Genomic DNA, 26,209 nt, shown 5'->3' on the forward strand with positions numbered 1-26,209 from the left:
ATGAAAAAACTTTTATTTGTATTTGGACTGGCTGCAGCTATGGTGGCCTGTAAATCTGACAAAAAGGATAAGGATGCTGAAGAAGAAGAATCCTATGTAATCCCATCTTCAGAAAAATCTAGTGAAAACTCACCTTTAACAGCAAGTATCGATAGGGGGAAGAAGATTTATAACGACCTATGTGTAACCTGTCATTTACCAACCGGTAAAGGAATTCCAGGGACTTATCCTCCACTCGACGGATCTAACTGGCTTACAGAAAAACGTGAGGAAAGTATTCGCGGTGTGAAATATGGTATGCAGGGACCAATTGAAGTGAATGGTGAAAAGTATGATAATATTATGACTCCTATGGGCTTAAGCGATCAGGAAGTTGCAGATGCCATGAATTATGTAATGAATTCATGGAGTAATGATATTAAAGATATGGTTACAGTAGAAGAAGTAGCAGCCGTTCAGGAAAAAGAAGAATAGATAAAATTTGATTTTCTAATTGGACCGGATTGTTATGCAGTCCGGTTTTTTTATTTCAATGGAGTACGTTTTTCAGTAAATTGATTAGTAGATCAGCAAAAGTTTTTTAAAACTAATATTACCTTTGCCGAAATTTCAGGAACATGCTTATAATTGGTATTGCCGGAGGAACCGGTAGCGGAAAAACCACTGTTGTTAACCAGATCATCGACGAGTTAAAACATGAAGAAGTCGATGTGATCTCTCAGGATTCCTACTATCAGGACACGACCCACCTGAGTTTCGAAGACAGAAAAAAGATAAATTTCGACCATCCTAAATCCATAGATTTCGATCTATTAGGTGAGCACCTCAAAACTTTGAGATCTGGACAAAGCATCCAACAGCCTGTTTATTCTTTCAAAGAGCATAACCGTACTGGTGAATTTGTGGAGATAAAACCAAGAAAAGTTGTTATCGTTGAAGGTATTCTCATCCTTACACATCCCGAAATTCGCGAACTTTTTGATATTAAGATCTATGTTCATGCCGATAGTGATGAAAGATTAATTCGAAGACTGAAACGTGATATCGCAGAAAGAGGTCGTGATCTGGAAGAAGTATTATGGCGTTACCAGACCACTTTGAAACCTATGCACCAGCAATTCATTGAACCAACCAAAGAATTTGCAGATATTATTATTCCAACCAACCGTTATAATACTGTTGCTGTTGATATTGTACAAACCATTATCAAGGACAGACTGTTCTAAAAGAATTTCACACTCTAAAATACTAGACAAGGCCTCGGAAATTTACTTTCGAGGCTTTGTTAATATATAGTTGATAGTTAAATCTATTGGAAGTTACAACGGTACTGATTTTTAGTAATTTAACCTTATTACAAACCTAAAAAACACTTACTCTTATTACCTAACACTAAAAATTATCCTAACCACTAAATTCATTTTATGAAAAAACAGTATTCAAAAATCCTTGAAAATGGAAAGATCTGGCTTCTATTGGCTGTTCTGTTTTTAAGTTTTAATGCGAAAGGCCAGGAAGCGGTTTATAGCTTCTCGGGGACTGTGATCAATCCAAGTAATAATCAGCCAATTGCTGGTGCGACGGTTTCAATTGAAAACACCAATTATGGTGCGATCACAGATTTTGATGGTAATTATAATTTTACCGCGAGTTTAGATGCGGGAACTTATAATTTAATGACTAGTTATGTTGGATATGTCACCAAGACGGTTCCGGTAGAATTAGCAGGCCAGACAGATATTACAACAGATTTTCAATTACAGGGAGATCTTCTAAATCTTGATGAAGTTGTGGTAACTGGATCTACTATTGGTGTAAATAAAAGAACCCTGGGAAATGCCATTTCTACCTTAACCGGAGATGATTTAGTGAATAATGGCGCTACCGCGGTAGACCAGGCCATTGCCGGTAAGATCACCGGTGCCCTGGTTCAGCAGAATTCCGGTGACCCGGCTGGAGGTATAAGCATTAGACTTAGGGGCCCCAGTACAGTTTTAGGTAGTTCAGATCCATTATATATTGTAGATGGAATCATCATCGACAACTCTAGTAATGAACTTATAGATCTTGGAGGAAATAATCAAAACCGACTTGCAGATATTAACCCAAATGATATTGCGAAAATAGAAGTTCTAAAAGGTGCAGCTGCCGCCGCTATTTATGGTTCACGTGCGAGTAATGGAGTTGTGCAGATCTTCACAAAAAAAGGTCGGGCTGGAGAAACTAAATTCACCTATTCTACCAATTTTAAATTCCATGAGCTCAGAAAAGAAATCGATTATAACAATGTTCCCCTGGCCTGGGCAGATCCCTTTACCAGAACCGACCTGGAAACAGTTCCGGTTACCCGGTACAATTATCAGGATCTTTTCTTCGACAGTGCATTTGGAATAGAGAATTATCTATCGGTAAGCGGAGGTTCAGACAGATCCTCTTATTTTATTTCAGCATCGCAACTTGATAATGAAGGTATAATTAAAAATACCGATTTTAAAAGATATGGACTAAAGGCTACAATTACCCAAAAAGCCTGGGACTGGCTCAATATTACTGCTGGCTTGAACTATGTTAGAAGTGAAAGTAATGATATTCCAAATGGTGGTATTAATGCGGCCTACGGTGCCATTACCGGTTTCGTTTTTAGCGATAACTCTATAGATCCCTATCCCAATGAATCTGGGATTTATCCTGTTACTTCCCTCCTGGTTCCCAGAACCAACCCTTTGGAAGCAGTTAACAGGTTTGATTTTGGCCAGAAACTCAACAGGATCATAACCAGTGTGGGGCTGGATGCGGCCATAACCGATAATCTTTCGGCAAGTTACAAGTTAGGTGTGGATTTCTATAACCAGTCTGCTACAGCTTACATTCCAATTAATAATACTTCTCCAAACGGTGACGGATTTGCAAGAAGGTCAGATGTAAACAGGTTTCAGTATAATAGTGACCTTAATTTAGTGTACCAGTTCGACATCAGTGATGACCTAAAATCTACTTCAACTCTTGGTGGTTCATGGCAATACGAAGAAGGTGACAGAATTGGAATTAATGCCAACGGCCTTCCTCCTATTGTTGAAACTGCCTCCAGCGGTAGTATTGTGGAGCAAGGGGAAAGCAGATTCCAGATCTCTTACTGGGGTACATTTTTTCAGCAGTCTTTCAATTTCAGAGACAAGCTTTATGTAAACGGTGCGCTTAGAATGGATGGCGCCTCTACTTTCGGTGAGGACGAAAGAAATCAGCTATACGCCAAAGCCAGTCTATCTTATGTACTTTCAGAAGAGGATTTCTGGGAAAATACCTTTGGTGATTCCTTCAACACTTTCAAATTAAGAGCGTCCTGGGGGCAGGCGGGTAACCTCACCGCATTAGGGGCTTTTCAAAGATATACCAGGTTCAGTCCGTCAGCGATCAATGGGTCTACCAGTTTAATTCCCAATGCACAGCAGGGAGATCTGGATATAGCTCCAGAAAGACAGGATGAAATAGAATTTGGTTTTGATGCCGGATTACTTGATAACAGGCTGGGGATTGAGTTTACCTATTATAAACAAAAAGTAACTGATCTTCTTTTACCAAGGGAGTTGGCTCCATCTTCAGGCTTTAGTTCCCGAATAGAGAACGTGGGTAACCTAGAAAATGAAGGTATTGAACTTCTATTAAAAGGTACACCAATTAGAACCGAAGATTTCAACTGGGATATTACTGCTACCTATACTAAAAATGATAACGTGGTGACAAAAGTTGCCGGTGGAGGACAATTTGCCCTTGCCGGAAGTTTCGCGACCAACTATGTTATAGAAGGAGAACCGCTAGGAGTTTTTTACAGGCAGTTCTACGCCCGGGATCCCGATGGCAGTATAAGCCTTGATGAAAATGGATATCCATTCAGCGGTAGAACTGAAGACGGTTCATCATCTAAAGTTATTGGAGATCCAAATCCAGATTGGTTTGGCTCTCTTATCAATGAATTCCGCTTTATGGGCTTCGATCTACGTGTCCAACTTGATGCAGTACAGGGATTTGATGTTTTCAACTGGAACAGAAGACTGTTAGATAATGTGATCTTTGGAGGTGGCTCAAATGTTGGTGAAGAATTGTTAGGAAACCGCCCAAAAGGTTATGGTGGTGCACAGGCGAATATTTTTGAAGAGTTTGTGGAAGACGGCTCATTCGTGAAGCTAAGAGAAGTTTCTCTGGCCTATACTTTTTACAAACCTTTCAATTATATTGATAACATACGTTTAAGCCTTGTAGGAAGAAATCTTGTTTCCTGGGACGATTATTCCGGTTGGGATCCTGAAATCAATGCCGCAGGACAAAGTAATGGTGTAAGAGGATTCGATTTTGCCGGAGTTCCTATCCCAAGAACCTTCCAATTCGGTGTAAACGTTAGCTTCTAACTCAAAAAAGATAAAAATGAAAATCATATATAAAAACACTAAATATTTGATGTTGGGATTACTGGGAATCTTTTTAGCAGCTTCCTGTGAAACAGATTTTGATAATCCCAACGAGGCGACCAGTGAGCAAACTTATTCCTCACGAGAAGGAATACTTTCTGCCAGCGTAGGTCTGCAGCAAATCTATTCGACAACCGGGTTACGCTGGATAGTGGAAACACCTGCGATAACAACCCGTGAAGGTGGCATAACCACCACTTTCCAGAATATGATCGAGCTTGAAGATGGTGGGGCTTCCTTACCCAATTTCAATTCGAATGTTCAGGGACTCTGGTCTACCATGCTACGCGTGGTGAAGATCGCTGAAGATATCCAAACCAATGCTCCCAATATTACCCTTGATCCTGGTACCGAAAGTGGGTTGGTAGCCCATGCTAAACTTTTCCAGGCAATGGCCATTGGTAGCCTATCACAGAATTTTGAGCAGGTGGTAACGGTAACAAATCCAGATAACAACGCTGAATTCGTTTCACGTCAACAGGGTTTCGAATTTGCTATTAATCAATTGAACGAAGCCGAAGCTATTCTAACCGCCACTCCCCCTTCAGACGAGTTTACAAACCAGGTTACCCAGGGAAATATTGATCTTTTGAATTCAATACGTGCGATGAAAGCCCGTTATAACCTCTTCGCAGGAAATTATGAAGCAGCTATTTCTGCGGCAAATTCGGTAGACCAATCCTCGGTTTCATTGTTCGTATATGATTCTCAGAATTTGAATCCTATCTGGAGCCGGGTTTATCTAAATGATTCACCAAACTTCAAACCCAGAGATAATTTTGGGTTACCAGAATCTTTTGATCTTGATCCTGAAGACGGTAGAATTGACTTTTACCTCATCCCTCTAGATGTAAACAACCAGAATGGTTTACCTATAGAGGACCTGGCCGGTTTCTTTGATGTTAATACTGAAGCTATTCCTCTATATATTCCAGATGAAATGGATCTTATAATTTCTGAAGCAAACCTTAGAAAGTCACCGGCGGATATCGATGCTGCTATCTCGGCACTAAACGCTGTTTTAACAGACAGCAGTGATCCACTGGGATTGAGTGCAGATCTGGATGCATATTCTGGGCCTGAAACAGTAGAAGCCGTATTAAAGGAGATCTATAAGAACCGTAGAGCAGAACTTTTCCTAACCGGAATGAGTTTGGAAGACAGCAGAAGGTTTAACAGACCTGCTCCAAGCGGACAGTCAATGATCTTTACAGAAGAAAGGAACAGGAACTTTTATCCATATCCAGACATTGAGAGAAATAGCAATCCTAATACGCCGCAGGATCCGGCAATTTAGTAGTTGGATAATTTTTTAAAATCAGAAAGCAGGGATCTGACCTTAGGTTATTTCCCTGCTTTTTTTGATTAAATTGAATTGTTTTTAAACTATTCCTTAAGCAAATGGTAAATGATGAGATAAAAAGGACCTGGGAGAAGAATGCTTCAGAATGGATCAGGGCCATTGAAGGCGGGATCATAGAATCCCGGAAATTCACGAATGCGGCTATTATTGATTCAGTAGTTAGCCATAAACCTAAAAATCTTCTGGACCTCGGATGTGGCGAAGGCTGGTTAACCAGGGAATTATCCAGAACGGGAATTACATGTACCGGGAGCGATGCTTCTGCTCCCCTGATCGAAAATGCGAAGAAAAAAGGAGATCAGAACTACCTGAACCTATCTTACGAAGAAATCATATTGGATCCTAACATTACAGGAAACCCATTTGATGCGATCATCTATAATTTCAGCCTATTTTTAAATGAAGAAACAGAACTACTCTTCAAAAGTTTAAAGACGATAATGTCTAAAAATGGTAGGATCTTTATCCAGACATTGCATCCAGCTTTCCTAATTAAAAACTCCCTTCCATATAAAAGTCAATGGATAGAAGACTCATGGGCGGGATTAAAAGGTGATTTTAAAGATCCCCATCAATGGTATATAAGAACTTTTACCGACTGGTATAAAGCATTCAATACCTGCGGTCTATACCTGGAATCCATAAAAGAACCAGTAAATAACGAAAATCAACCTTTATCTGTGATCTTCGAATTGAGTAAGGCTACTTCATAACTCATTAGCAGAAATAATGATCAATCTCGATCCTTAATAATCTTTTAGTGGAAAAATCTCTGTTAGCCCGCTAAAAAGCCTTTCCTATATTTTGTATCTTAGCCGGGTATGAAATTTAAAGACCTGCGTAAAAAACCCTGGTTCAGAATTATTAGCAATAAATATATGCTGATAAGCCTCGTATTCGTTATATGGATGTTCTTTCTGGATACCAATTCATGGTTTATTCATCATGAACTCGATCAGGAAATAGACGAGTTGCAGGACAATAAAGAATATTATCAAAAGGAAATCGCGAAAGATAAGGCAGTCATAGAAAAACTTCAGGATTCGGTAGAGCTTGAAAAGTTCGCCAGGCAGAAATATTACATGAAAAGGCCAGATGAAGATATCTATATAATTGAATATGACACCATAGATTAAGGTTTTCGCTAATCTTTCCAACCAAAATCAACGAGAATGAAAAAATTGTTATTTCAGGAATTTGAAGAAGTTTCTGCAAAACAATGGAAACAAAAGATCCAGGCCGATCTAAAGGGTGCCGATTATAATGAGAAATTGGTTACCAAAACCCTTCACGGTATAGACATTAAACCATTTTACTCCTCAGAGGATTTGCAGGAAACACTTCAGGTTTCAAATCCCGCTCACTGGAATATTTGCGAAAAAATATATGTTACTTCTGCCGAAACCGCCAATAAAAAGGCGCTGGATAGATTGCAGAAAGGAACCGAAGCGCTATGGTTTATTTTACCCTCACAAGAAATCGATTTCGCTGAACTTTTTAAAGATCTTCCCGCAGGGATCACGGTCTATTTAAAACCAGAATTTCTTGATGCGGAATACGTTCAGAAATTGAATGAATTTATAGCAGGTAAGGATCTTAAGGTATTTCTTCAGACCGATATCATTGGAAAACTGGCCAGATCTGGAAACTGGTTTGACAGCTTAAAAGCAGACCATTCAGAACTTGAGAAGATCCTGAATAACTCTTCAAATTTAGAGTCGGCTGTTAGTATAGACCTGGGATTATATCAAAATGCAGGGGCTAATATTCCGCAACAACTGGCCTACTCCATTGCCCATGTCACCGAGTATTTAAATCACTTGGATCAACTTGAATTTTCAGAGAAGGAAAAATCAAAATTTACCTTTCAGTTTATCGTTTCGGTAGGCTCAGATTATTTCTTTGAGATCTCAAAGATCAGGGCACTTAGATGGATATTGGCGACAGTAGCAGAAGAATTCGGTTTCAAAACAGATTGTCATATTGTGGCCCAACCAACAAAACGAACTAAAACATTGTATGACTATAATGTGAATTTCCTACGTACAACTACTGAAGGTATGAGTGCGATCCTGGGAGGGGCAGATTCTATTTACAACATGCCATATGATGCCATTTATCATAAGGACAATGAATTTGGAGACCGCATAGCCCGGAATCAGTTGCTTATCATGAGGAATGAGAGTTACCTGGATAAAGTTGGTAATGTGGCTGAAGGCACCTATTATATTGAAACCCTGACGAAACAACTTGCTGAAAAAGCACTGGAAATCTTCAAGGAAATTGAAAAAGGCGGAGGCTTTTTGAAAGAATTAAAATCTGGAGTCATTCAAAAGAAAATAAAAGAAAGTGCTGCAGCAGAACAGGAGAAATTCAATAACGGAGATCTTGTCCTAATAGGAACAAATAAGTTCGAAAATCCAGATGACAAAATGCAGGATGATATTGAGTTATACCCATTCCTGAAAAAAAATCCGAGAAAAATTTTAATTGAACCTATACTTGAGAAACGGCTGAGTGAAGAGAGTGAACAGAAGAGATTAGAAAAAGAAAAACAAAGCTAGCCAACCCAATAAAATTAAGATTTATGCAACGCAAAGATCTTCAAAATATAAGCCTTGCCGATAAGGAGTTCTCCAGTAGAAAACCTGATTCGCAAAAGGAAACTTTTAAAACACCTGAGGAAATTGAGATCAAGACCTCATATTCCAAAGAAGATATTTCAGAAGCTGAACATTTGAATTTTGCTGCTGGTATCCCACCTTATTTGCGCGGACCTTACAGCACCATGTATGTAAGCAGACCATGGACAATACGCCAGTATGCAGGATTTTCAACCGCTGAAGAAAGCAATGCTTTTTACAGAAGAAACCTTGCTGCAGGCCAGAAAGGACTTTCGGTAGCATTCGACCTCCCAACGCATCGTGGTTATGATTCAGATCATGAACGAGTTGTAGGTGATGTCGGAAAAGCCGGGGTAGCCATAGATTCAGTAGAGGATATGAAGATCCTATTTGATCAGATCCCGCTGGATAAAATGTCGGTTTCCATGACCATGAATGGAGCGGTGCTTCCTATCATGGCCTTTTATATAGTTGCTGCCGAAGAACAGGGAGTAAAGCCAGAACAACTTTCAGGAACCATACAGAATGATATTCTGAAGGAGTTCATGGTTAGAAATACCTACATCTACCCTCCTACTCCATCGATGAAGATCATATCAGACATATTTGAGTATACTTCTCAAAATATGCCAAAGTTCAATAGTATTAGTATTTCCGGATATCATATGCAGGAAGCCGGTGCGACCTGCGATATTGAGCTGGCTTATACTTTAGCTGACGGATTGGAATACATTAGAAAAGGTTTGGATGCGGGAATGGATATTGACAGTTTCGCTCCAAGACTTTCCTTTTTCTGGGCAATCGGGATGAACCATTTTATGGAGATCGCGAAAATGCGAGCAGCAAGAATGTTGTGGGCAAAACTGGTAAAACAGTTCAATCCTAAAAATCCAAAATCCCTTTCATTAAGAACCCATTCCCAAACCAGTGGATGGAGCTTAACTGAACAGGATCCCTTTAATAATGTCGCGAGAACCTGCATAGAAGCTGCTGCAGCTGCTTTTGGCGGAACCCAGAGTTTACATACCAATGCACTGGATGAAGCCATTGCACTGCCAACAGATTTTTCAGCAAGGATCGCCAGAAATACTCAATTATACCTGCAGCAGGAAACCAATATTACCAAAACTGTAGATCCGTGGGCAGGAAGTTTTTATGTAGAAAAATTAACGGAGCAGATCGCTGAACAGGCCTGGAAGCTTATTGAAGAAGTTGAAGAACTGGGCGGAATGACCAAAGCTATTGAAGCAGGAATTCCAAAAATGAGAATTGAGGAAGCTGCTGCCAGAAAACAGGCTAGAATAGATAGCGAGACCGATGTGATCGTAGGGGTCAATAAATACCGCCTGGAAAAAGAAGATGAACTGGTCACCCTTGAAGTAGACAACCAAACGGTTAGAAAACAGCAGGTAGCCAGACTTGAAAAGATCAGGACTGAAAGGAATGAAGAAAAAGTTCAGCAGTCACTGGAAAATTTAAGAAAAGCTGCTAAAGAAGAAAATGCTAATTTACTGGCTCTTGCGGTAGAAGCTGCGAGAGAAAGAGCAAGTCTGGGTGAGATAAGCGATGCTTTAGAGGATGTTTACGGAAGATATAAAGCAAAAATTCAATCCTTTAGCGGAGTATATTCGAAAGAAATGAAAGATAACAGTTCGTTTAATAAAGCAAGAGAACTGGCCGATATATTTGCCGAAATGGAAGGTCGCCGGCCAAGGATCATGATCGCTAAAATGGGCCAGGATGGCCACGACCGCGGCGCCAAAGTAGTTGCTACAGGTTATGCCGATCTTGGATTTGATGTGGATATTGGTCCTCTATTCCAGACCCCTGCGGAAGCTGCACAACAGGCTGTTGAAAATGATGTGCATATTTTAGGAGTTTCTTCCCTTGCTGCGGGACATAAAACCCTGGTTCCTCAGGTAATTGAAGAATTAAAGAAATTAGGCAGAGAAGATATTATGGTAATTGTTGGCGGGGTAATCCCATCCCAGGATTATCAATTTCTTTTTGATGCCGGTGCAGTTGCAGTTTTTGGTCCGGGTACCAAGATCAGTGATGCTGCCATACAATTATTAGAAATATTAATCGACGAATAAAAACCAACCAACAATATGGATTTAAAGAAAAAAATGCTTCGGGACGATGCTCTTGAAGGGAAAAATATTATCGTAACCGGAGGAGGAAGCGGACTTGGAAAATCAATGACCAAATACTTTCTTGAACTTGGTGCGAATGTAGCCATCACTTCCAGGAATATAGAAAAACTTGAAAATACTGTAAAGGAACTTGAAGAAGAGACCGGCGGAAAATGTTTTGCGGTGCAATGTGATGTAAGACATTATGATCAGGTTGAAGCTATGCGCGATGCAGTAGTAAAAGAATTTGGATCTGTAGATATTCTACTGAACAACGCTGCCGGAAACTTCATTTCTCCTACTGAAAGATTAAGTGCGAATGCTTTTGACACAATTATAGATATTGTATTGAAAGGAAGTAAGAACTGTACCCTGGCTCTTGGTAAACACTGGATAGATAAGAAGGAAGAAAATAAGACCATCCTTAATATAGTGACTACTTATGCCTGGACGGGTTCAGCTTATGTTGTGCCGAGTGCAACTGCAAAAGCCGGAGTATTAGCAATGACCAGATCTCTAGCCGTGGAATGGGCTAAATATGGAATCAGATCCAATGCCATCGCTCCCGGTCCCTTCCCTACCAAAGGTGCATGGGACAGGCTTTTACCGGGTGATCTGAAAGAGAAATTCGATCTTGCTAAAAAAGTACCCTTAAAAAGAGTTGGTGATCATCAGGAGCTCGCCAACCTTGCCGCTTACCTGGTTTCAGATTTTTCTGCTTATGTAAATGGTGAGGTTATCACCATAGACGGTGGAGAATGGCTAAAAGGAGCCGGACAGTTCAATTTACTGGAAGCAGTTCCTGAAGAAATGTGGGATATGCTGGAAAATATGATCAAGTCTAAGAAGAACGGCTAAAAGAGGTCAGTAATAAATTTTATTCAAAAACCGTATCGATTCCTGAAATTCGCAGGATTTGATCCGGTTTTTATTTTACAGCATACCGTTAAACTTTTTCGTTAAAAATATACCGGTTTTATGAGAATCTTTCTGAAAAATTCTATCTTACAGACATATTTAATAACACCTATATAAATTTTTATGAAAAATTACTTTACCAGTACCTTTTGGGTATTATTTCTGGTTGTGACCAACTTTGCTTTGGCGCAAAACAAAACACCAGAAAAGATCCCAACAGACCCCAATGTAAAAATTGGTAAGCTAGACAACGGACTTACTTATTATATTAGAAATAATGGGAAACCGGAAGACAAATTAGAATTAAGACTTGCCATAAAAGCCGGGTCTATTCTCGAGACAGACGAACAGCGGGGACTTGCTCATTTCGTTGAGCACATGAACTTTAATGGCACCAAAAACTTTGAGAAAAATGAATTAGTAGACTATCTGCAAAGTATAGGTGTAAAATTTGGCGCAGACCTCAATGCCTATACCAGTTTTGACGAAACAGTCTATATTTTACCTATTCCCAGTGATGATCCTGAAAAATTAGAAGGTGGATTCACTGTTCTGGAAGATTGGGCACATAATGCCCTTTTAACTGAAGAAGCTATCGACGGGGAACGTGGAGTGGTTCTGGAAGAATACCGCTTAGGTCTAGGTCCGGATAAGCGTATGATGCAGGAATACCTTCCTAAGGTTATGTATAATTCAAGGTATGCTGAAAGATTACCAATTGGCAAAAAAGAAGTGATTCAAAATGCAGATTATGAAACCATTCGTAGTTACTATAAAGATTGGTACAGACCAGGTTTGATGGCTGTTATCGCCGTTGGCGACCTGGATATTGAAACTATAGAAGAAAAAATAAAATCACATTTTTCAAATCTTGAAGCCAGAGAAAATCCGGTTGAAAGAAAAGAATATGGAGTTCCTAATCATGACGAGACTTTTGTAGCGATTGCATCAGATCCCGAGGCCAATTTTAGTAGAGTTCAGATCTATTATAAGGATTTGGAAGAAGCTAAAGATGTAGTTACCATAGATGATTATAAGGAGAAGCTAGAGCAAAATATGTTCTCTACCATGATCAATAACAGGCTTGAAGAACTTGCCAACAGCCCTACTCCACCTTTCACTTACGGATATTCTTATTATGGCAGTACTTATTCTCCTTTAAAAAATGCTTATCAGTCCTTTGCCATGACCGGTGAAAATGATCAGTTAACTGCTTTAAGAGCCCTGGTTACTGAAAATGAGAGAGTTAAAAGATATGGTTTCAATCAGAATGAATTCGAACGTGCCAAAAAGGAATATTTAGCCAGACTGGAAAAAGAGTATAAAGATCGTGATAAGCAGGAAAGTAACCGACTTGTAAATCAATACGTATATAATTTCCTTGAAAATTCACCGATCCCGGGAACTGAATGGACTTACGAGTTCGCTAAAGAAAACCTGGATGACATTAGCCTTGAAAATATTAACGCACTCATAAATGATTTTATTCATGATGAGAACAGGGTTATCGTGCTAACCGGTCCTGCCAAGGAATCGATTAAACAAGTAACAGAAGAAGAAGTACTCGCGGTATTAAATGAAGTGGAAAATTCAGAGATCGCCGAATATTCATATGAAGAAGTTCGTGAAAACCTGATCACCGAAATGCCAACCGCGGGAAGTATTAAAGAAGTTAAGGCAAACGACGAGCTTGGTTTTAATACGCTTATACTTAGCAATGGTGCAAAAGTAGTTTATAAAAAAACCGATTTTAAAAATGATGAGATCCTATTTTCAGCCTATAGCGCGGGAGGAACCTCTCTATATTCAGACGAGGAATTCCAGTCTACAGTATTTGCCAATGCTGGGTTAACCGAAGCGGGTGTTGGAGGCCTGGACAAGAATGAGCTCAACAAGATGATGAGCGGTAAAATTGTAAATGTGAGACCCGGAATCAGCACTTATTCTGAAGGTTTCAATGGAAGCACTACTCCAAATGATTTCGAGACCATGATGCAGATGATACATCTTTATTTTACAGATCTGAATAAAGATGAAGAAGCTTATAATTCTTTCACCACCAAGCAAAAGAATTTCTTGGGCAACCTGATGTCTAATCCTAACTTCTATTTTCAGAATGAACTTAATAAGTTCAGAAATGAAGGCAACCCTAGACATGTAGGTTTCCCTACTCCTGAAAAATATGATGAAATGGATTACGATCTTGCCTACGAAAAATACCAGGAAAGATTTAGTGACGCTTCAGATTTCATTTTCTACTTCGTAGGAAATATCGATGAAGAGAAATTAAAGGAATTCTCTTCTAAATATATTGCCAGTCTTCCATCTAATAATTCTGAAGAAGATTACAAAGAACCAACTTTTCGTGAAAACACAGATTATTACAGGGAAAAAACGGTTTATAAAGGTTCAGATCCAAAGAGCCGTGTAAGCATCATCTGGAATGGTGAAACTGAATATGATGAGGAAGACGACCTTGCTCTAACTGCTCTGTCGGAGGTCTTGACCATTAAACTGGTTGAAGAACTACGTGAGGAAGAAGGCGGAGTGTATGGTGTAGGAGCGCGTGGAAACATGTCTAAGATCCCATACGAAAGTTACAATTTCTCCATTGGGTTCCCTTGTGGGCCTGAAAATGTTGAAAAATTAACCGAAGCGGCATTGGCTGAAGTTGAGAAGATTAGAGAAAATGGTCCAACAGAAGAGGACCTTGCAAAGGTCAAGGAAACCTTTAAACTACAGCGAAAAGAAAAGCTTAAGGAAAATAAATTCTGGATAGATCAGCTGGAAAAAGCCGATAGTGAGAATTATGACCTTTCGGAAATCAAGGATTACAACGAAATGGTTGAGGAGCTTGAAGCAGACGACCTTCAGAAAATGGCTGAAAAATATCTTAATGACAATTATCTATTAGGAGTTTTAATGCCTGAAACTGAAGAATCAGCAAACTAAAAAAGAGGTTTATAATTTTTATGAACAATCTTTAAAACCGGTATTTCCATATAACTACGGAAATACCGGTTTTTCTTTAGAAGCTGTTAACAATTTCATTTTCTAAACCTATAATAAATTGTATTTTTACCTTTCAAAAATCATACATTTTTAATGGGTAAAATCATTGCTATTGCCAACCAAAAGGGAGGCGTGGGTAAAACCACAACATCTGTGAACCTTGCTGCTTCGCTTGGGGTTCTGGAAAAAAAGATATTATTGATTGATGCCGATCCTCAGGCTAACGCTACCTCAGGTCTTGGTATAGACGTAGAAGAGGTTGAAAAGGGTACTTACCAGTTACTGGAACACTCCATAAAAGCCGAAGAGGCGATCCTAAAGACCAGTTCACCAAATCTGGATATTATCCCGGCGCATATTGATCTTGTTGCCATAGAAATTGAACTGGTAGACCAGGAGAACAGGGAATCTATGCTTAAAAAGGCAATAGAACCACTTAGAGACAAATATGATTTTATACTGATAGATTGTGCTCCTTCCCTGGGATTATTGACGCTGAATGCGCTTACAGCTTCAGATTCAGTAATAATTCCAATCCAATGTGAGTATTTCGCACTGGAAGGTTTGGGCAAATTATTAAACACTATCAAAAGTGTTCAGAAGATCCATAATAATAAACTGGATATCGAAGGTCTGCTATTAACTATGTATGATTCGAGATTAAGACTTTCTAATCAGGTTGTGGAAGAGGTTAAGAAACATTTTGACGAAATGGTCTTTGAAACAATCATTCAGCGAAATGTACGTTTAAGTGAAGCGCCCAGTTATGGAGAAAGTATCATTAACTATGATGCTTCAAGCAAAGGAGCCAGCAATTATTTGAGCCTGGCACATGAAATTATCAAGAAAAATTAAGACAAATGGCGAAGGCTACCAGAAAACAAGCGTTGGGAAGAGGACTTTCAGCCCTACTGAAAGATCCGGAAAATGATATAAAATCTGCTGAGGATAAAAATGCCGACAAACTGGTTGGCCATATTGTTGAACTGGAATTGTCTTCTATAGAAGTAAATCCATTTCAGCCAAGAACTAGCTTTAACGAGGAATCTCTTAAGGAGCTTGCTTCCTCCATCCGTGAATTAGGCGTAATTCAGCCAATCACGGTAAGAAAACTTGACTTTGATAAATATCAGCTGGTTTCAGGAGAGAGAAGATACAGGGCATCTAAACTTGTTGGCCTGGATACTATCCCGGCTTATATAAGAATTGCCAATGACCAGGAATCACTGGAAATGGCGCTTGTAGAAAACATCCAGAGACAGGACCTTGATCCTATCGAGATTTCCCTCTCTTACCAGAGATTAATCGACGAGATACAGTTAACCCAGGAGCAATTAAGCGAGCGTATAGGTAAGAACCGTTCTACGATCGCGAATTACCTGAGACTCTTAAAGCTCGACCCAATCATTCAAACAGGAATGCGTGATGGCTTCTTAAGTATGGGACATGGTAGAGCACTTATTAATATTGATGATCCCCAGAAGCAACTTGATATATACGAAAAGATTATTCAGAAATCACTTTCAGTTCGGGAAACAGAGCAACTGGTTCGTGAGCTGAATTCTGACGGAAAACCTTCTGCTGCAACTAAAAAAGTTAGCGTCCCGAAAACCTATAAAAAAGGAGTCAAGGAATTTACTGAATACCTTGGTACCAAAGTAGATGTGAAGGTCACAAAAAAAGGTAGTGGAAAATTAACCATCCCATTTTCTTCAGAAGAAGATTTCGAAAGGATCAAAAAATTAATCCGGGGTGAAGAGTAATCCTAAATTTTTCCTATTCTTTTTTCTACTGATCGCTTCGATAGCTACGGCTCAGCAGGATTCCCTGTTAGTGACTTCAGAAAAAAAATCCAGAAAAGAGCTGAAAAGAGAACAAAGGGAAAAAGACTACGAACCCTATAACGCCCTTGCTCCCGCCAAAGCAGCATTTTATTCAGCAGTTCTTCCTGGATTAGGACAGGCCTATAATGGCAGTTACTGGAAGATTCCCATAGCTTATGCCGGGATTGGAACCGGAATTTATTTCTACCTGGATAATGACAAGGAATATGATCGTTATCGTAATGCCTATAAAGACAGACTTGCTGGAAGAAAAGATGAATTTACAGTAAATGGAGAACAAAGAATCCCAACGAACCGTTTAATCGATGCGCAGGAATTCTATCAAAAAAATAAAGAGATTTCCATCCTGGTAACGGTTGGCGTCTATATTTTAAATATTATCGATGCCAATGTAGAGGCGCATTTAAGGCAGTTTAATGTTGACGAAGACCTCTCAGTAAAACCAGGGCTTGATTTCGATGCCCTGACCGGCAAAACAAATTACGGACTCACACTTAATTACAGATTCTAATATGAATATCGCTCTTTTAGGTTACGGAAGAATGGGAAAGACCATCGAGGAGATTGCTGAAAACCGTGGCCATAAAATCGTATTAAAGATCAGTGATGATATAGAAAATCACGATCTAAAAGATAAGAATATCGATGTTGCCATAGATTTTAGTATCCCAAAAGCAGCGTTTAAAAATATAACCACTTGTTTTAAAAATAACATTCCGGTTGTTAGCGGTACTACCGGCTGGTTGGACCAATATGAAAAAGCCAGAAATATCTGCAAGGATGAAAATTCAGCATTTATTTACGCCTCTAATTTTAGTTTAGGGGTAAATGTATTTTTTCAGTTAAATCAAAAACTTGCTGAAATGATGCAGGGTCTGGAGGATTACAAGGTCGATATTGAAGAGATACATCATACAAAAAAGTTAGATGCACCTAGTGGAACCGCTATTACCCTGGCTCAACAGATCTTGGAAGAAAATTCAAGATTAAAAGGCTGGCAACTAGATGATGCCGATGAAGATGAGATCCCAATATATGCTAAAAGAATTGAAGATGTTCCTGGAACTCATACCGTGACTTATGACTCACCAGTAGATAAAATTGAAATCACTCATACAGCTAAATCCAGACAGGGTTTTGCCTTGGGAGCTGTTGTCGCGGCAGAATATCTAAAAGATAAGTCTGGAATATTCACCATGAAGGATGTCCTGGCAGATCTTTTTCAAAATTAAAATGTAACAATTCGAGGCAAATTCTGCCTTATACAGTAAAGATTCTAAAATATGACTTTTACCGAATGGTTTATTTTCTTCCTGTTATTACAGGTAGTCCATTTTCTAGGAACCTGGAAACTATATCAAAGAGCTGGTAGAAAAGCCTGGGAAGCAGCAATCCCTGTTTACAATGCGATAGTACTAATGCAGATCATTAACCGTCCAAAATGGTGGGTGATTTTGATGTTTATCCCTATCGTAAATCTTATTATCATTCCGGTGATCTGGGTGGAAACCATTAGAAGTTTTGGTAGAAATTCTACTGCAGAAACTTTCGCGGTCATACTTACCTTAGGTTTTTACATCTATTATGTGAACTACGCGACAAACGATGCTTACATCGCAGATCGTGACCTTAAGCCTCGCAGTGAGGCCGGGGAATGGATTAGTTCTATTCTTTTTGCAGTTATTGCCGCTACGATAGTTCATACTTATTTTATGCAGCCGTTCACCATACCAACATCCTCCTTGGAAAAGACCTTGCTGGTTGGTGATTTTCTTTTCGTTAGCAAATTCCATTATGGCGCTCGGGTGCCTGAAACAGCCGTTGCCTTCCCTATGGTTCACGATACAATTCCGGTGCTTGGGATCAAATCTTATTTAAATAAACCGCAGATCCCATATTTACGTTTTCCGGGATTTGAAAAAATAGAAAGGAACGATATCGTTGTTTTCAACTGGCCTGTAGATACAGTCCGTAAATTTTTTGATCGCTCGGGTAAGCACTACAAAAAACCGGTAGATAAAAAGTCGAATTACGTTAAACGAGCTGTAGGAGTGCCGGGAGATTCCCTTTCGGTAGTTGATGGCTATGTTCATATTAACGGGGAACAACTTGAGCTTCCAGACAGAGCTAAACCTCAATTCTCATACATAGGACAAACCAAGGGGCAACCTTTCAATCCGCAAAGCCTTTATAAGTTATATGATATAACCGATGGTTATTCCTATAATCCTAATAACAATGCTTTCTTTATTCAGTCTTTATCAGACGAAAGCTTCGAGCGATTTAAAAATCATCCGAATGTTGCTTCAATAAAGCGTTACGTAGATTCTGTAGGTATTAAAAAGACCAGCATGTTTCCTAACGACGGAAAAAGAAGCTGGAATAATGACCAGTTTGGTCCAATTTACATTCCGGAAGAAGGAGTTACAGTAGATATCACTCCTGAAAGTATGGCCTTTTATAGGGAGATCATAGAAACCTACGAAGGATCTGAAATGGGTATGGATAATAAATTATCTATTAATGGCACCCAGGTTTTATTAAATGGGCAGCCGATAGATAGCTATACTTTCAAACAGAATTACTACTGGATGATGGGTGACAACAGGAATAACTCTGAAGATAGCCGTACCTGGGGTTACGTTCCCGAAAATCACGTAGTAGGAAAACCAGTGTTCATCTGGATGAGTTGGGATTCTAATGCCAGCGGATTCAAAAAGATTAGATGGGATAGAGTTTTCACCACCGTAAAAGGTGATGGAGAACCTACCTCTCTATTGCCATACTTCCTTATCATTATGGTGATCTTCTTTGGATGGAAATATTTCAAGAAACGTAGAGAAGAAGCATAGGACCATGAGATCTGTTCTATTACATCCCTCCTATTTTGGGCCAATAAGCCAATGGGTGGCAATTGCACAAGCCGATAAAGTGGTTTTTGAGAACGAGGATAATTACCAGAAGCAGACCTACAGGAATAGAATGTACATTTATGATGCTAACGGTAAGCTTACACTTAATATTCCCATCAAGCATAGTTCAGCGCTGGGCCTGAAGACCAAAGGACATCAGAAGTATAAAGATGTGCAGATCGAGAATGAATTTAATTGGCAAACTCAGCATTGGAGAGCTTTTAAAGCCTCTTACCAGACGTCCCCGTTCTTCGAGTTCTATGAAGATGATCTTTATCCTTTATACCACAAAGACTTCAAATTCTTAATGGACTTCAATTATCATTGCATGGAATTCGTTGTAGATAGTTTACAGCTGGAGTGGGAATTCGAAAAGACCGGAGAATTTATTCTAAGACCAAATGATATAATAAACCACAGGGAGTTGGTGAATGCTAAATCTAATGAGGGGCTTATCAATGCTAAGTATACCCAGGTTTTCGATTCTAAAGCAGGTTTCCTGCCCAACCTTTGTATCCTGGATCTGATCTTTAATGAAGGTAACGCAGCTTTAGATTATCTGGAATCGCAGAAATTAGATACCAATCCTGGTTAGCACTGGGTAATGATCCGAAAAATCGATCTCAAATTTCTCAAATTCGTTGATCTTCATTCCGTTCTCAATCAATAAAAAATCTATTCTAAGCGGAAAATAATTCAGCTTAAAGCTTTTTCCGAAACCATTACCAGCCTCCAGGAAAGCATCATTATACCTTCCATCCTGCTTGATAAGATTATAGATATACGAAAAACTGGTATTATTAAAATCTCCAGCGATTATCGTCCTGTATGGAGAGCTATTAAGTTCGTCCATGAGCATTTCTGCCTGTTCCTGCTGCAATGAAAAACCATAGCCTATCCTACCCAGTAATTTCTTCGAATCTTCCTTCTGAAGGTCGTCTATACCCGGTTTTATATTCAGCGATTGAAAATGAACATTAAATACACGAACGGTATCTTTTTCCCTGATCACAATATCGGTATAAATAGCATTATTATTGCCATTATGCGGAAAATCCAGGGAAGCTTGATTGATGATCGGGAACTTCGAAAATATAGCAGATCCAAATTCAGCATTTTTACCCTTCAGCTTTACATATTCATAAGGGTAGATCTTGGCCAGCTCTGCCGCACCAACATAATGCTCCTGCACACATAGTATATCGGGATCCTTGTCTTTGATAAAACCGGTGATCTTTTCAGGAATATCCTTCCTGGAGGACCATTGATATGCATTGAACATACGCACATTATAGCTCATCAGGGAAAGGTCTGATACTTTTTCATCCTCTTCATCTCCTAATGATACTCTAACAAAACCGGCCACATATTTATATCCAAGAAGCAGAACGATAAGAGAAAGTAATACCTGTCTTTTAAGTCTGAAAAGCCAGTATACAAGAAATAATAAATTCAAAATAATAAGCACGGGTACACCGAGACTTAATACTGAAAGAAGTGGAAATGATTTTGGTGGAATATGAGGTAGTAAATAGGAAAATAATAGAGCCGTCGCCGCTAGGGAATTCAGAATAAAAATGAATTTATCAAATAAGCCTAATTTCTTCATTTAATCTTCTTTACCGGCCTGGAACAGGAAATCCTTTTCAGCTTTGCTTAAACTCTCATAACCACTCTTGCTTATCTTATCCAGGATAGCGTCTACTCTTTTTTGCTTTTCGTCCTTATTAACGTTTTTACTAGTTGAAGTTCGTCTTGTGGTCTTGGCTGTTTTCCCGGTTCTGTGTACGGTTTTCATCCTGGCCTTTCGCTCTCTTGGTTTAAAGATTGAAGCGATAGAATCCATGAGGTTTTCGAACCATTTCCCTATATCATTCCCTTTTTTAAGCTGATTGGTGTAAAGATATCCAAGCCCTGCTCCACCAAGGTGAGCCAAATGTCCGCCAGCATTTCCCATAGGGATCTGGATAACGTCCAGCACTACTAAAAATGCCGCGATCCACCAGAATTTCACGCTCCCAATAAGCATCAATCTAACCCGCATATTTGGAACATGAGAAGCGATGCCTATCAAAACCGCCATAACTCCGGCAGAAGCCCCCATAAGATAAGACTTCCCTGTTCCCTGAAAAGCAGGGAAAAGATTATAGCTAAGCATATAGACCAATGCTCCAATTATGACTCCAAGGAAATAATAGTTAAGGAGTCGTTTGGGTGAAAAATAGTTCAGAAAGTATATCCCTGAAAAATAAAGGATCAGCATATTTGACAGAATATGCCATATTCCGCTATGTAAAAAAGAATAGGTAATGATAGACCATGGTTTCAATAAGAATTCCATGGGCTCCTTAGGGAATACAAACCATTCCAGTAAAAATTCTGAAGGCAACTGGAACAGGTAAGCTATAGTTCTCAACAGAAAGAACACGACAAAGACCAGCACATTGATGGCAATGAGCTTCTCTGTGACCGTAGCGGTCTGGATCTTATATCTAAGTCTGTCTGATGATCTCATCAATACCAGCGGTTATTGTTAAATTGATTCTTTTTCCAGTAATACATCATGATAAAACCGAATAGCGCACCTCCAACATGGGCAAAATGTGCGATCGAGCCACCAAAAATTGAATAACCGGTAACTCCAGAAAACAAATCTAAGACAATTAAAGCGGGAATAAAATACTTGGCTTTAATTGGTACCGGAACAAAAAGAAGGAAAAGTTCCACATTAGGGAACATCATTCCAAAAGCGACCAGTATACCATAGATGGCACCAGACGCTCCAACGGCTGGATTGGAAAAGGCTCCATAAAGGTTTTGAAGCTGATCCATAGAAACATTTTCCAGAATGCTCTTTGGGTATTCGCCGGTATAAAGGAAATTATCCACTTGGGCCATACTCATCCCGGCATTCATCAATTCCTGCATCCCGGTTTGATAGCCGTAATAGTTCACTAAGGTATGTAAAAGAGCCGCTCCTATCCCGGCAGAAAAATAGAAGAATATAAATTTTTTCTGGCCAAGCATCTGTTCAATAGGGCTACCAAAAGCCCACAAAGCATACATATTAAAAAGTATATGCATAAAGCCTCCATGCATGAACATATGGGTAATTATCTGCCAGACCTGGAAATTTGGATTTTTAATAAACCATAGTGCGAAATACTCGTAGGCGACTTCACCGATTAGCTGGCTACCAATAAAGAATATTACGTTGATTATTAATAAAACCTTTACGGTTTCGGTCATTCTTCCCATTAGGCAAATTTTTTATCGAGTTCATCGACAGATAAAGTCGTGAACACTGTTTTATTAAAAGGATTAACCGCCGGCTCTTTACAGGCGAATAACCTATTTACAATATGTTGTTGCTCGGCCGAATTCAGCAAGGTACCAGATCTAACGGCCATGGATTTTGCTAGAGACTTAGCCAGGAGATCGGTTTGTGAGAACCCGTTATCAGGTACATCTTTTTCAAAATCTGCCAGTAACTGTTCCAGCAGGATCTCCACTTCACTTTCAGAAATCAGGGTTGGTATCCCGGTGATCTCCACCTCATCTTTCTTGATCTCAGAAAAGATAAAACCGGTTTGTTCCAGAGATTCCTTTATCTCCTTCAGCATTTCTACCTCATGATGATTAAACTGAAGCCTTAATGGAAATAATAACTGCTGACTAACTGCAGATGAAACGGTTATATTTTTCAAAAGTTCTTCATACAAAACTCTGGTGTGCGCTCTATGCTGATCTATTACCAGTATTCCACTCTTAAGTGTGGAAACAATATATTTCTTCTGAACCTGAAAAGTTGACTTTTCTGTCTGTTCCTGTTTAGCTCCAAAAAGATTGCCGGTCACCTCTTCGCTTTCAAATTCTATCTGCCCAACATCCAGATCGGTTTCAGTTTCAGATTGCATTCCGGAATAAAGACTTTCCCATTCCGGCTGCTTATCCCTTTTATAACCGGTACCTCCGCCCGAATATTGTGTTTTCGGCGCTGAGTCCTGCTGAAAAGGATTGAAATTACGGTCTACCTCTACCTGGGGCATGTCTGCTTCCTTATTCTTGTATTCATAAGGCGTATCCAATTCAGAATCTCTTTCAAAATCCAGCATTGGAGCTACATTGAACTGGCCCAGGCTATGCTTTATAGAACTTTTAAGTATGGCATACAAAGCATGTTCATCATCAAATTTGATCTCGGTCTTGGTTGGATGAATATTGATATCTATAGACTTGGGATCTACTTCCAGATATAGGAAATAGCTCGGGTAACTTTTATCTTTTAACAAGCCTTCAAAAGAAGCCACCACCGCATGATTGAGATAGGGACTCTTTATGAACCTGTTATTCACAAAAAAGAACTGCTCACCACGACTCTTCTTAGCAAATTCAGGCTTTCCTACGAAGCCTGAAATTTTTACGATTTCGGTATCTTCTTCTACCGGAACCAGCTTTTCATTGGTCTTCCCGCCCAGGATATTGGTAATACGCTGGCGGAAATTGGCCATTGGTAATTGAAAAAGCTCATTGCCATTATGCATAAGGGAAAAACTGATATCTGGATGTGCCAGCGCCACTCTCTGAAACTCATCAATGATATGACGGGTTTCCACGTTATCAGATTTCAGAAAATTACGACGGGCAGGGATATTATAAAAAAGGTTCTTTACCGAAATACAGGTTCCTTTTGGCGTTACACATGGATCCTGCGAAACAACCTGGGAGCCTTCCACCTTAAGACAGGTTCCTACCTCATCTTCTTCTCTCCTGGTCTTTAACTCCACATGAGCGATCGCGGCTATAGAAGCTAGTGCTTCCCCACGAAAACCTTTCGTCTTAAGACTGAAAAGATCATCTGCTATCTTTATTTTAGATGTGGCATGCCTTTCGAAACTCATACGAGCATCGGTAAGGTTCATACCCACACCATCATCAATGACCTGAATAAGTGATTTACCCGCATCCTTGATCACAACCTGGATACGGCTGGCCTTTGCGTCTATTGAATTTTCGAGAAGTTCTTTTATTACCGAGGCCGGACGTTGCACCACTTCACCCGCAGCGATCTGGTTAGCAACATGATCGGGCAACAATTGTATTACGTTACTCATTTAACGGGGATTCGAGAAAATGGACAAATCAAAATCTAATATCCACAGACAAATGAAAAGTAAAATTATAATTATATAGATAACGCGACGGTTAATGCTTCGGTTTCCCCTGGTTCTGCTGGACTCTCTAGCCTCAGCCCAATGAGATCCAAAATCTATCGCGTTGGTCGTCTCTCTGTATTTGTTGAATTTTGAATCAAAATCATAAATATTCCCGGTATCCTTACCCTTATAATAACGCGGGGTATAGTTATACCTGGTGTTTTTTCTGATCTTGTTAAAATTGATTTTCAAAACTGTAGATTATTTGCTGATCCAAATTTACTCAAAATGCTTCAAAAATCCGAAGCATCAGGGTATTATTAAAGGAAGCAATAACAATGCCGTTTTGAAGACCTAAAAGACTGAATTTTAACCCTTGTAGAATTTAGCGTCTTTTCTTAACTGGGCCATTTTAATGGCAGCGATAGCCGCTTCGGTTCCTTTATTACCATGCTTCCCACCACTACGGGCACGGGATTGTTCGATATTATTATCTGTAAGCACACAAAAGATCACCGGGATATCACCCTTGACATTCAGGTCTTTTATTCCCTGGGTCACACCGTCACATACAAAGTCAAAATGTTTGGTCTCTCCCTGGATCACACTTCCTACCGCAATAATAGCATCAAGCATTTCAAAACTTTCCTGAAGCTTCTTACAGCCGTAGATCAATTCAAAGCTTCCGGGAACATTCCACCTAACGATGTTCTCTTTTTTTACGTTGTTCTCCATAAACGCATCGAAGGCACCCTGAAAAAGTCCTTCTGTGATCTCGTCATTCCACTCAGAAACAACGATCCCAAACCGAAAATCTTTCGCGTTTGGGATCGTGTCTTTATCGTATTGTGAAAGGTTATTACCTTCTGTAGCCATATTTTAATTTTTCATAGCGCGGGCCTGCCCAAGGTAAATTGGCACCTTATCTGCCTCTGGAGCTTCAGGATACTCATCTTCGATCTCTAGAAGATAACCTTCAGCAGCATCTGCATCGCCAATCTTAATGGCAGTGATCGCAGCTTTTAATAAAAATCTTGGAGTAGTGAATGAGTTTGATCTCATTTCAGCAGCTTTCTCATAGTAATTTAAAGCTTCTTCTGGTTGCTCTAACTGTGCAAAAGCATCACCAATACCGCCAGTCGCCAAAGCAGCAAAGATCTCATCATCACTTTCGAATCCTTCTAACTGCTCGATAGCTTCCTGATACTTTCCGGTTCTAAGGTATGCGAAACCAGCATTGTAATGTGCCAAGTTTGCCGCATCTGTTCCTCCGTAATTATCAATAATATCTAAAAATCCGTACTTACCTTCTCCCCCGTTCAACGCAAGATTATACAAAGAGTCACTTTGTGCTCCATTGGCTCTTAAAGCAGAAGCCATATAATCCTGAGCCTGGGACATTTCATTAGCCGCCTCATTTTGTTTCGGCTCTAATACAAAACGGTTATATCCCAAATATCCTAAGACAGCAACTATAGCCACACCAACGATGATGTAGATATATTTTTGATTATCGGCTACCCATGTTTCAGTTCTACTCGCTCCTTCGTCTAAAGTATTAAAAACCTCTGCAGTGGTAGATTCCTGTTCTGCTACTTGTTCTCTTTCCTCCTTATTGGAAGGCTTGTATCCTCTTTTCTTATACGTTGCCATAAAAATTTGTTAATGCGTGGCAAAAATAGAATTTTTTGTGAAAATTAAAAGATAAATTATTTGTATTTTTTGAATAATTTCGGGTCCTTTTGGAACTCAATTTCATATAAACCTTTTTTATCAATTCCG

Annotated in this window: 22 protein-coding genes and 1 pseudogene; 16 read left to right on the forward strand and 7 right to left on the reverse strand. The window is 39.5% G+C overall.

What is annotated here, in order from left to right; translation table 11 throughout:
* From G3I01_RS16355 to G3I01_RS16430, 16 genes and pseudogenes are all read left to right on the forward strand, one after another.
* Nucleotides 1-474: a cytochrome c gene (locus G3I01_RS16355; protein ID WP_219549678.1), complete on the forward strand. Its 474-nt coding sequence runs from the start codon at nucleotides 1-3 to the stop codon at nucleotides 472-474.
* Between the two features lie 131 nt (nucleotides 475-605).
* A pseudogene (udk, locus tag G3I01_RS16360) lies at nucleotides 606-1,226 on the forward strand (uridine kinase); the annotation flags it as partial.
* 198 nt (nucleotides 1,227-1,424) lie between these two features.
* Nucleotides 1,425-4,403, forward strand: coding sequence for a SusC/RagA family TonB-linked outer membrane protein (locus G3I01_RS16365; RefSeq protein WP_219549689.1), 2,979 nt, complete (start codon nucleotides 1,425-1,427; stop codon nucleotides 4,401-4,403).
* A 16-nt stretch (nucleotides 4,404-4,419) separates the two neighbouring features.
* Nucleotides 4,420-5,760: a RagB/SusD family nutrient uptake outer membrane protein gene (locus G3I01_RS16370; RefSeq protein ID WP_219549698.1), complete on the forward strand. Its 1,341-nt coding sequence runs from the start codon at nucleotides 4,420-4,422 to the stop codon at nucleotides 5,758-5,760.
* A gap of 104 nt (nucleotides 5,761-5,864) precedes the next feature.
* Entirely contained in the window at nucleotides 5,865-6,539 is a 675-nt protein-coding gene (locus tag G3I01_RS16375) for a class I SAM-dependent methyltransferase (RefSeq protein ID WP_219549700.1), read from the forward strand.
* Between the two features lie 108 nt (nucleotides 6,540-6,647).
* Nucleotides 6,648-6,962, forward strand: coding sequence for a septum formation initiator family protein (locus G3I01_RS16380; RefSeq protein WP_219549702.1), 315 nt, complete (start codon nucleotides 6,648-6,650; stop codon nucleotides 6,960-6,962).
* Nucleotides 6,963-6,998: 36 nt separating this feature from the next.
* Nucleotides 6,999-8,390: a methylmalonyl-CoA mutase subunit beta gene (locus G3I01_RS16385; RefSeq protein WP_219549704.1), complete on the forward strand. Its 1,392-nt coding sequence runs from the start codon at nucleotides 6,999-7,001 to the stop codon at nucleotides 8,388-8,390.
* Between the two features lie 23 nt (nucleotides 8,391-8,413).
* Nucleotides 8,414-10,546, forward strand: coding sequence for a methylmalonyl-CoA mutase (scpA, locus tag G3I01_RS16390; RefSeq protein WP_219549706.1), 2,133 nt, complete (start codon nucleotides 8,414-8,416; stop codon nucleotides 10,544-10,546).
* 15 nt (nucleotides 10,547-10,561) lie between these two features.
* Nucleotides 10,562-11,443, forward strand: coding sequence for an SDR family oxidoreductase (locus tag G3I01_RS16395; RefSeq protein WP_219549708.1), 882 nt, complete (start codon nucleotides 10,562-10,564; stop codon nucleotides 11,441-11,443).
* A 183-nt stretch (nucleotides 11,444-11,626) separates the two neighbouring features.
* Nucleotides 11,627-14,455 (forward strand): insulinase family protein, encoded by a 2,829-nt coding sequence (locus G3I01_RS16400; RefSeq protein WP_219549727.1) that lies wholly within the window; start codon nucleotides 11,627-11,629, stop codon nucleotides 14,453-14,455.
* 153 nt (nucleotides 14,456-14,608) lie between these two features.
* Nucleotides 14,609-15,370, forward strand: a complete 762-nt coding sequence (locus tag G3I01_RS16405) for an AAA family ATPase (protein WP_219549730.1) — start codon at nucleotides 14,609-14,611, stop codon at nucleotides 15,368-15,370.
* 5 nt (nucleotides 15,371-15,375) lie between these two features.
* Nucleotides 15,376-16,278 carry a ParB/RepB/Spo0J family partition protein gene (locus G3I01_RS16410; protein WP_219549732.1) on the forward strand — a complete coding sequence of 301 codons (903 nt, stop codon included), beginning with the start codon at nucleotides 15,376-15,378 and terminating at the stop codon, nucleotides 16,276-16,278.
* A complete protein-coding gene (locus tag G3I01_RS16415; RefSeq protein ID WP_219549734.1) occupies nucleotides 16,268-16,870 on the forward strand; it encodes a DUF5683 domain-containing protein in 603 nt (200 codons plus the stop codon). The genes G3I01_RS16410 and G3I01_RS16415 overlap by 11 nt, the downstream gene beginning before the upstream one ends.
* Nucleotide 16,871: 1 nt before the next feature.
* Nucleotides 16,872-17,591, forward strand: coding sequence for a 4-hydroxy-tetrahydrodipicolinate reductase (gene dapB / locus G3I01_RS16420; protein ID WP_219549736.1), 720 nt, complete (start codon nucleotides 16,872-16,874; stop codon nucleotides 17,589-17,591).
* Nucleotides 17,592-17,642: 51 nt separating this feature from the next.
* The gene (lepB, locus tag G3I01_RS16425; protein WP_219549738.1) at nucleotides 17,643-19,211 is read left to right on the forward strand and encodes a signal peptidase I; all 1,569 of its coding nucleotides are present in this window, start codon (nucleotides 17,643-17,645) and stop codon (nucleotides 19,209-19,211) included.
* Nucleotides 19,212-19,215: 4 nt separating this feature from the next.
* Nucleotides 19,216-19,866: a WbqC family protein gene (locus tag G3I01_RS16430; RefSeq protein WP_219549740.1), complete on the forward strand. Its 651-nt coding sequence runs from the start codon at nucleotides 19,216-19,218 to the stop codon at nucleotides 19,864-19,866.
* Here G3I01_RS16430 and G3I01_RS16435 read toward each other — a convergent pair.
* The 7 genes from G3I01_RS16435 to G3I01_RS16465 all read right to left on the reverse strand — a co-directional run bounded on the left by G3I01_RS16435 (nucleotide 19,846) and on the right by G3I01_RS16465 (nucleotide 26,080).
* Nucleotides 19,846-20,880 (reverse strand): endonuclease/exonuclease/phosphatase family protein, encoded by a 1,035-nt coding sequence (locus tag G3I01_RS16435; RefSeq protein ID WP_219549742.1) that lies wholly within the window; start codon nucleotides 20,878-20,880, stop codon nucleotides 19,846-19,848. The genes G3I01_RS16430 and G3I01_RS16435 overlap by 21 nt on opposite strands.
* Nucleotides 20,881-21,786, reverse strand: a complete 906-nt coding sequence (locus G3I01_RS16440; protein WP_219549744.1) for a rhomboid family intramembrane serine protease — start codon at nucleotides 21,784-21,786, stop codon at nucleotides 20,881-20,883.
* On the reverse strand, nucleotides 21,786-22,529 hold the full coding sequence (locus G3I01_RS16445) for a rhomboid family intramembrane serine protease (RefSeq protein WP_219549746.1): 744 nt from the start codon (nucleotides 22,527-22,529) through the stop codon (nucleotides 21,786-21,788). The genes G3I01_RS16440 and G3I01_RS16445 overlap by 1 nt, the downstream gene beginning before the upstream one ends.
* Nucleotides 22,529-24,385 (reverse strand): DNA mismatch repair endonuclease MutL, encoded by a 1,857-nt coding sequence (mutL, locus tag G3I01_RS16450; protein WP_219549748.1) that lies wholly within the window; start codon nucleotides 24,383-24,385, stop codon nucleotides 22,529-22,531. Before mutL ends, G3I01_RS16445 begins: the two co-directional genes overlap by 1 nt.
* Nucleotides 24,386-24,679 carry a hypothetical protein gene (locus G3I01_RS16455; protein ID WP_108172058.1) on the reverse strand — a complete coding sequence of 98 codons (294 nt, stop codon included), beginning with the start codon at nucleotides 24,677-24,679 and terminating at the stop codon, nucleotides 24,386-24,388. It abuts the gene before it with no gap.
* 117 nt (nucleotides 24,680-24,796) lie between these two features.
* Nucleotides 24,797-25,303, reverse strand: coding sequence for a 6,7-dimethyl-8-ribityllumazine synthase (gene ribH, locus G3I01_RS16460; protein WP_219549750.1), 507 nt, complete (start codon nucleotides 25,301-25,303; stop codon nucleotides 24,797-24,799).
* A gap of 3 nt (nucleotides 25,304-25,306) precedes the next feature.
* Complete coding sequence (locus G3I01_RS16465; protein WP_219549752.1) at nucleotides 25,307-26,080, reverse strand: tetratricopeptide repeat protein; 774 nt, start codon at nucleotides 26,078-26,080, stop codon at nucleotides 25,307-25,309.
* Nucleotides 26,081-26,209 lie beyond the last annotated feature (129 nt).

The sequence above is a fragment of the Gramella sp. MT6 genome (assembly GCF_019357415.1).
GTDB lineage: Bacteria > Bacteroidota > Bacteroidia > Flavobacteriales > Flavobacteriaceae > Christiangramia.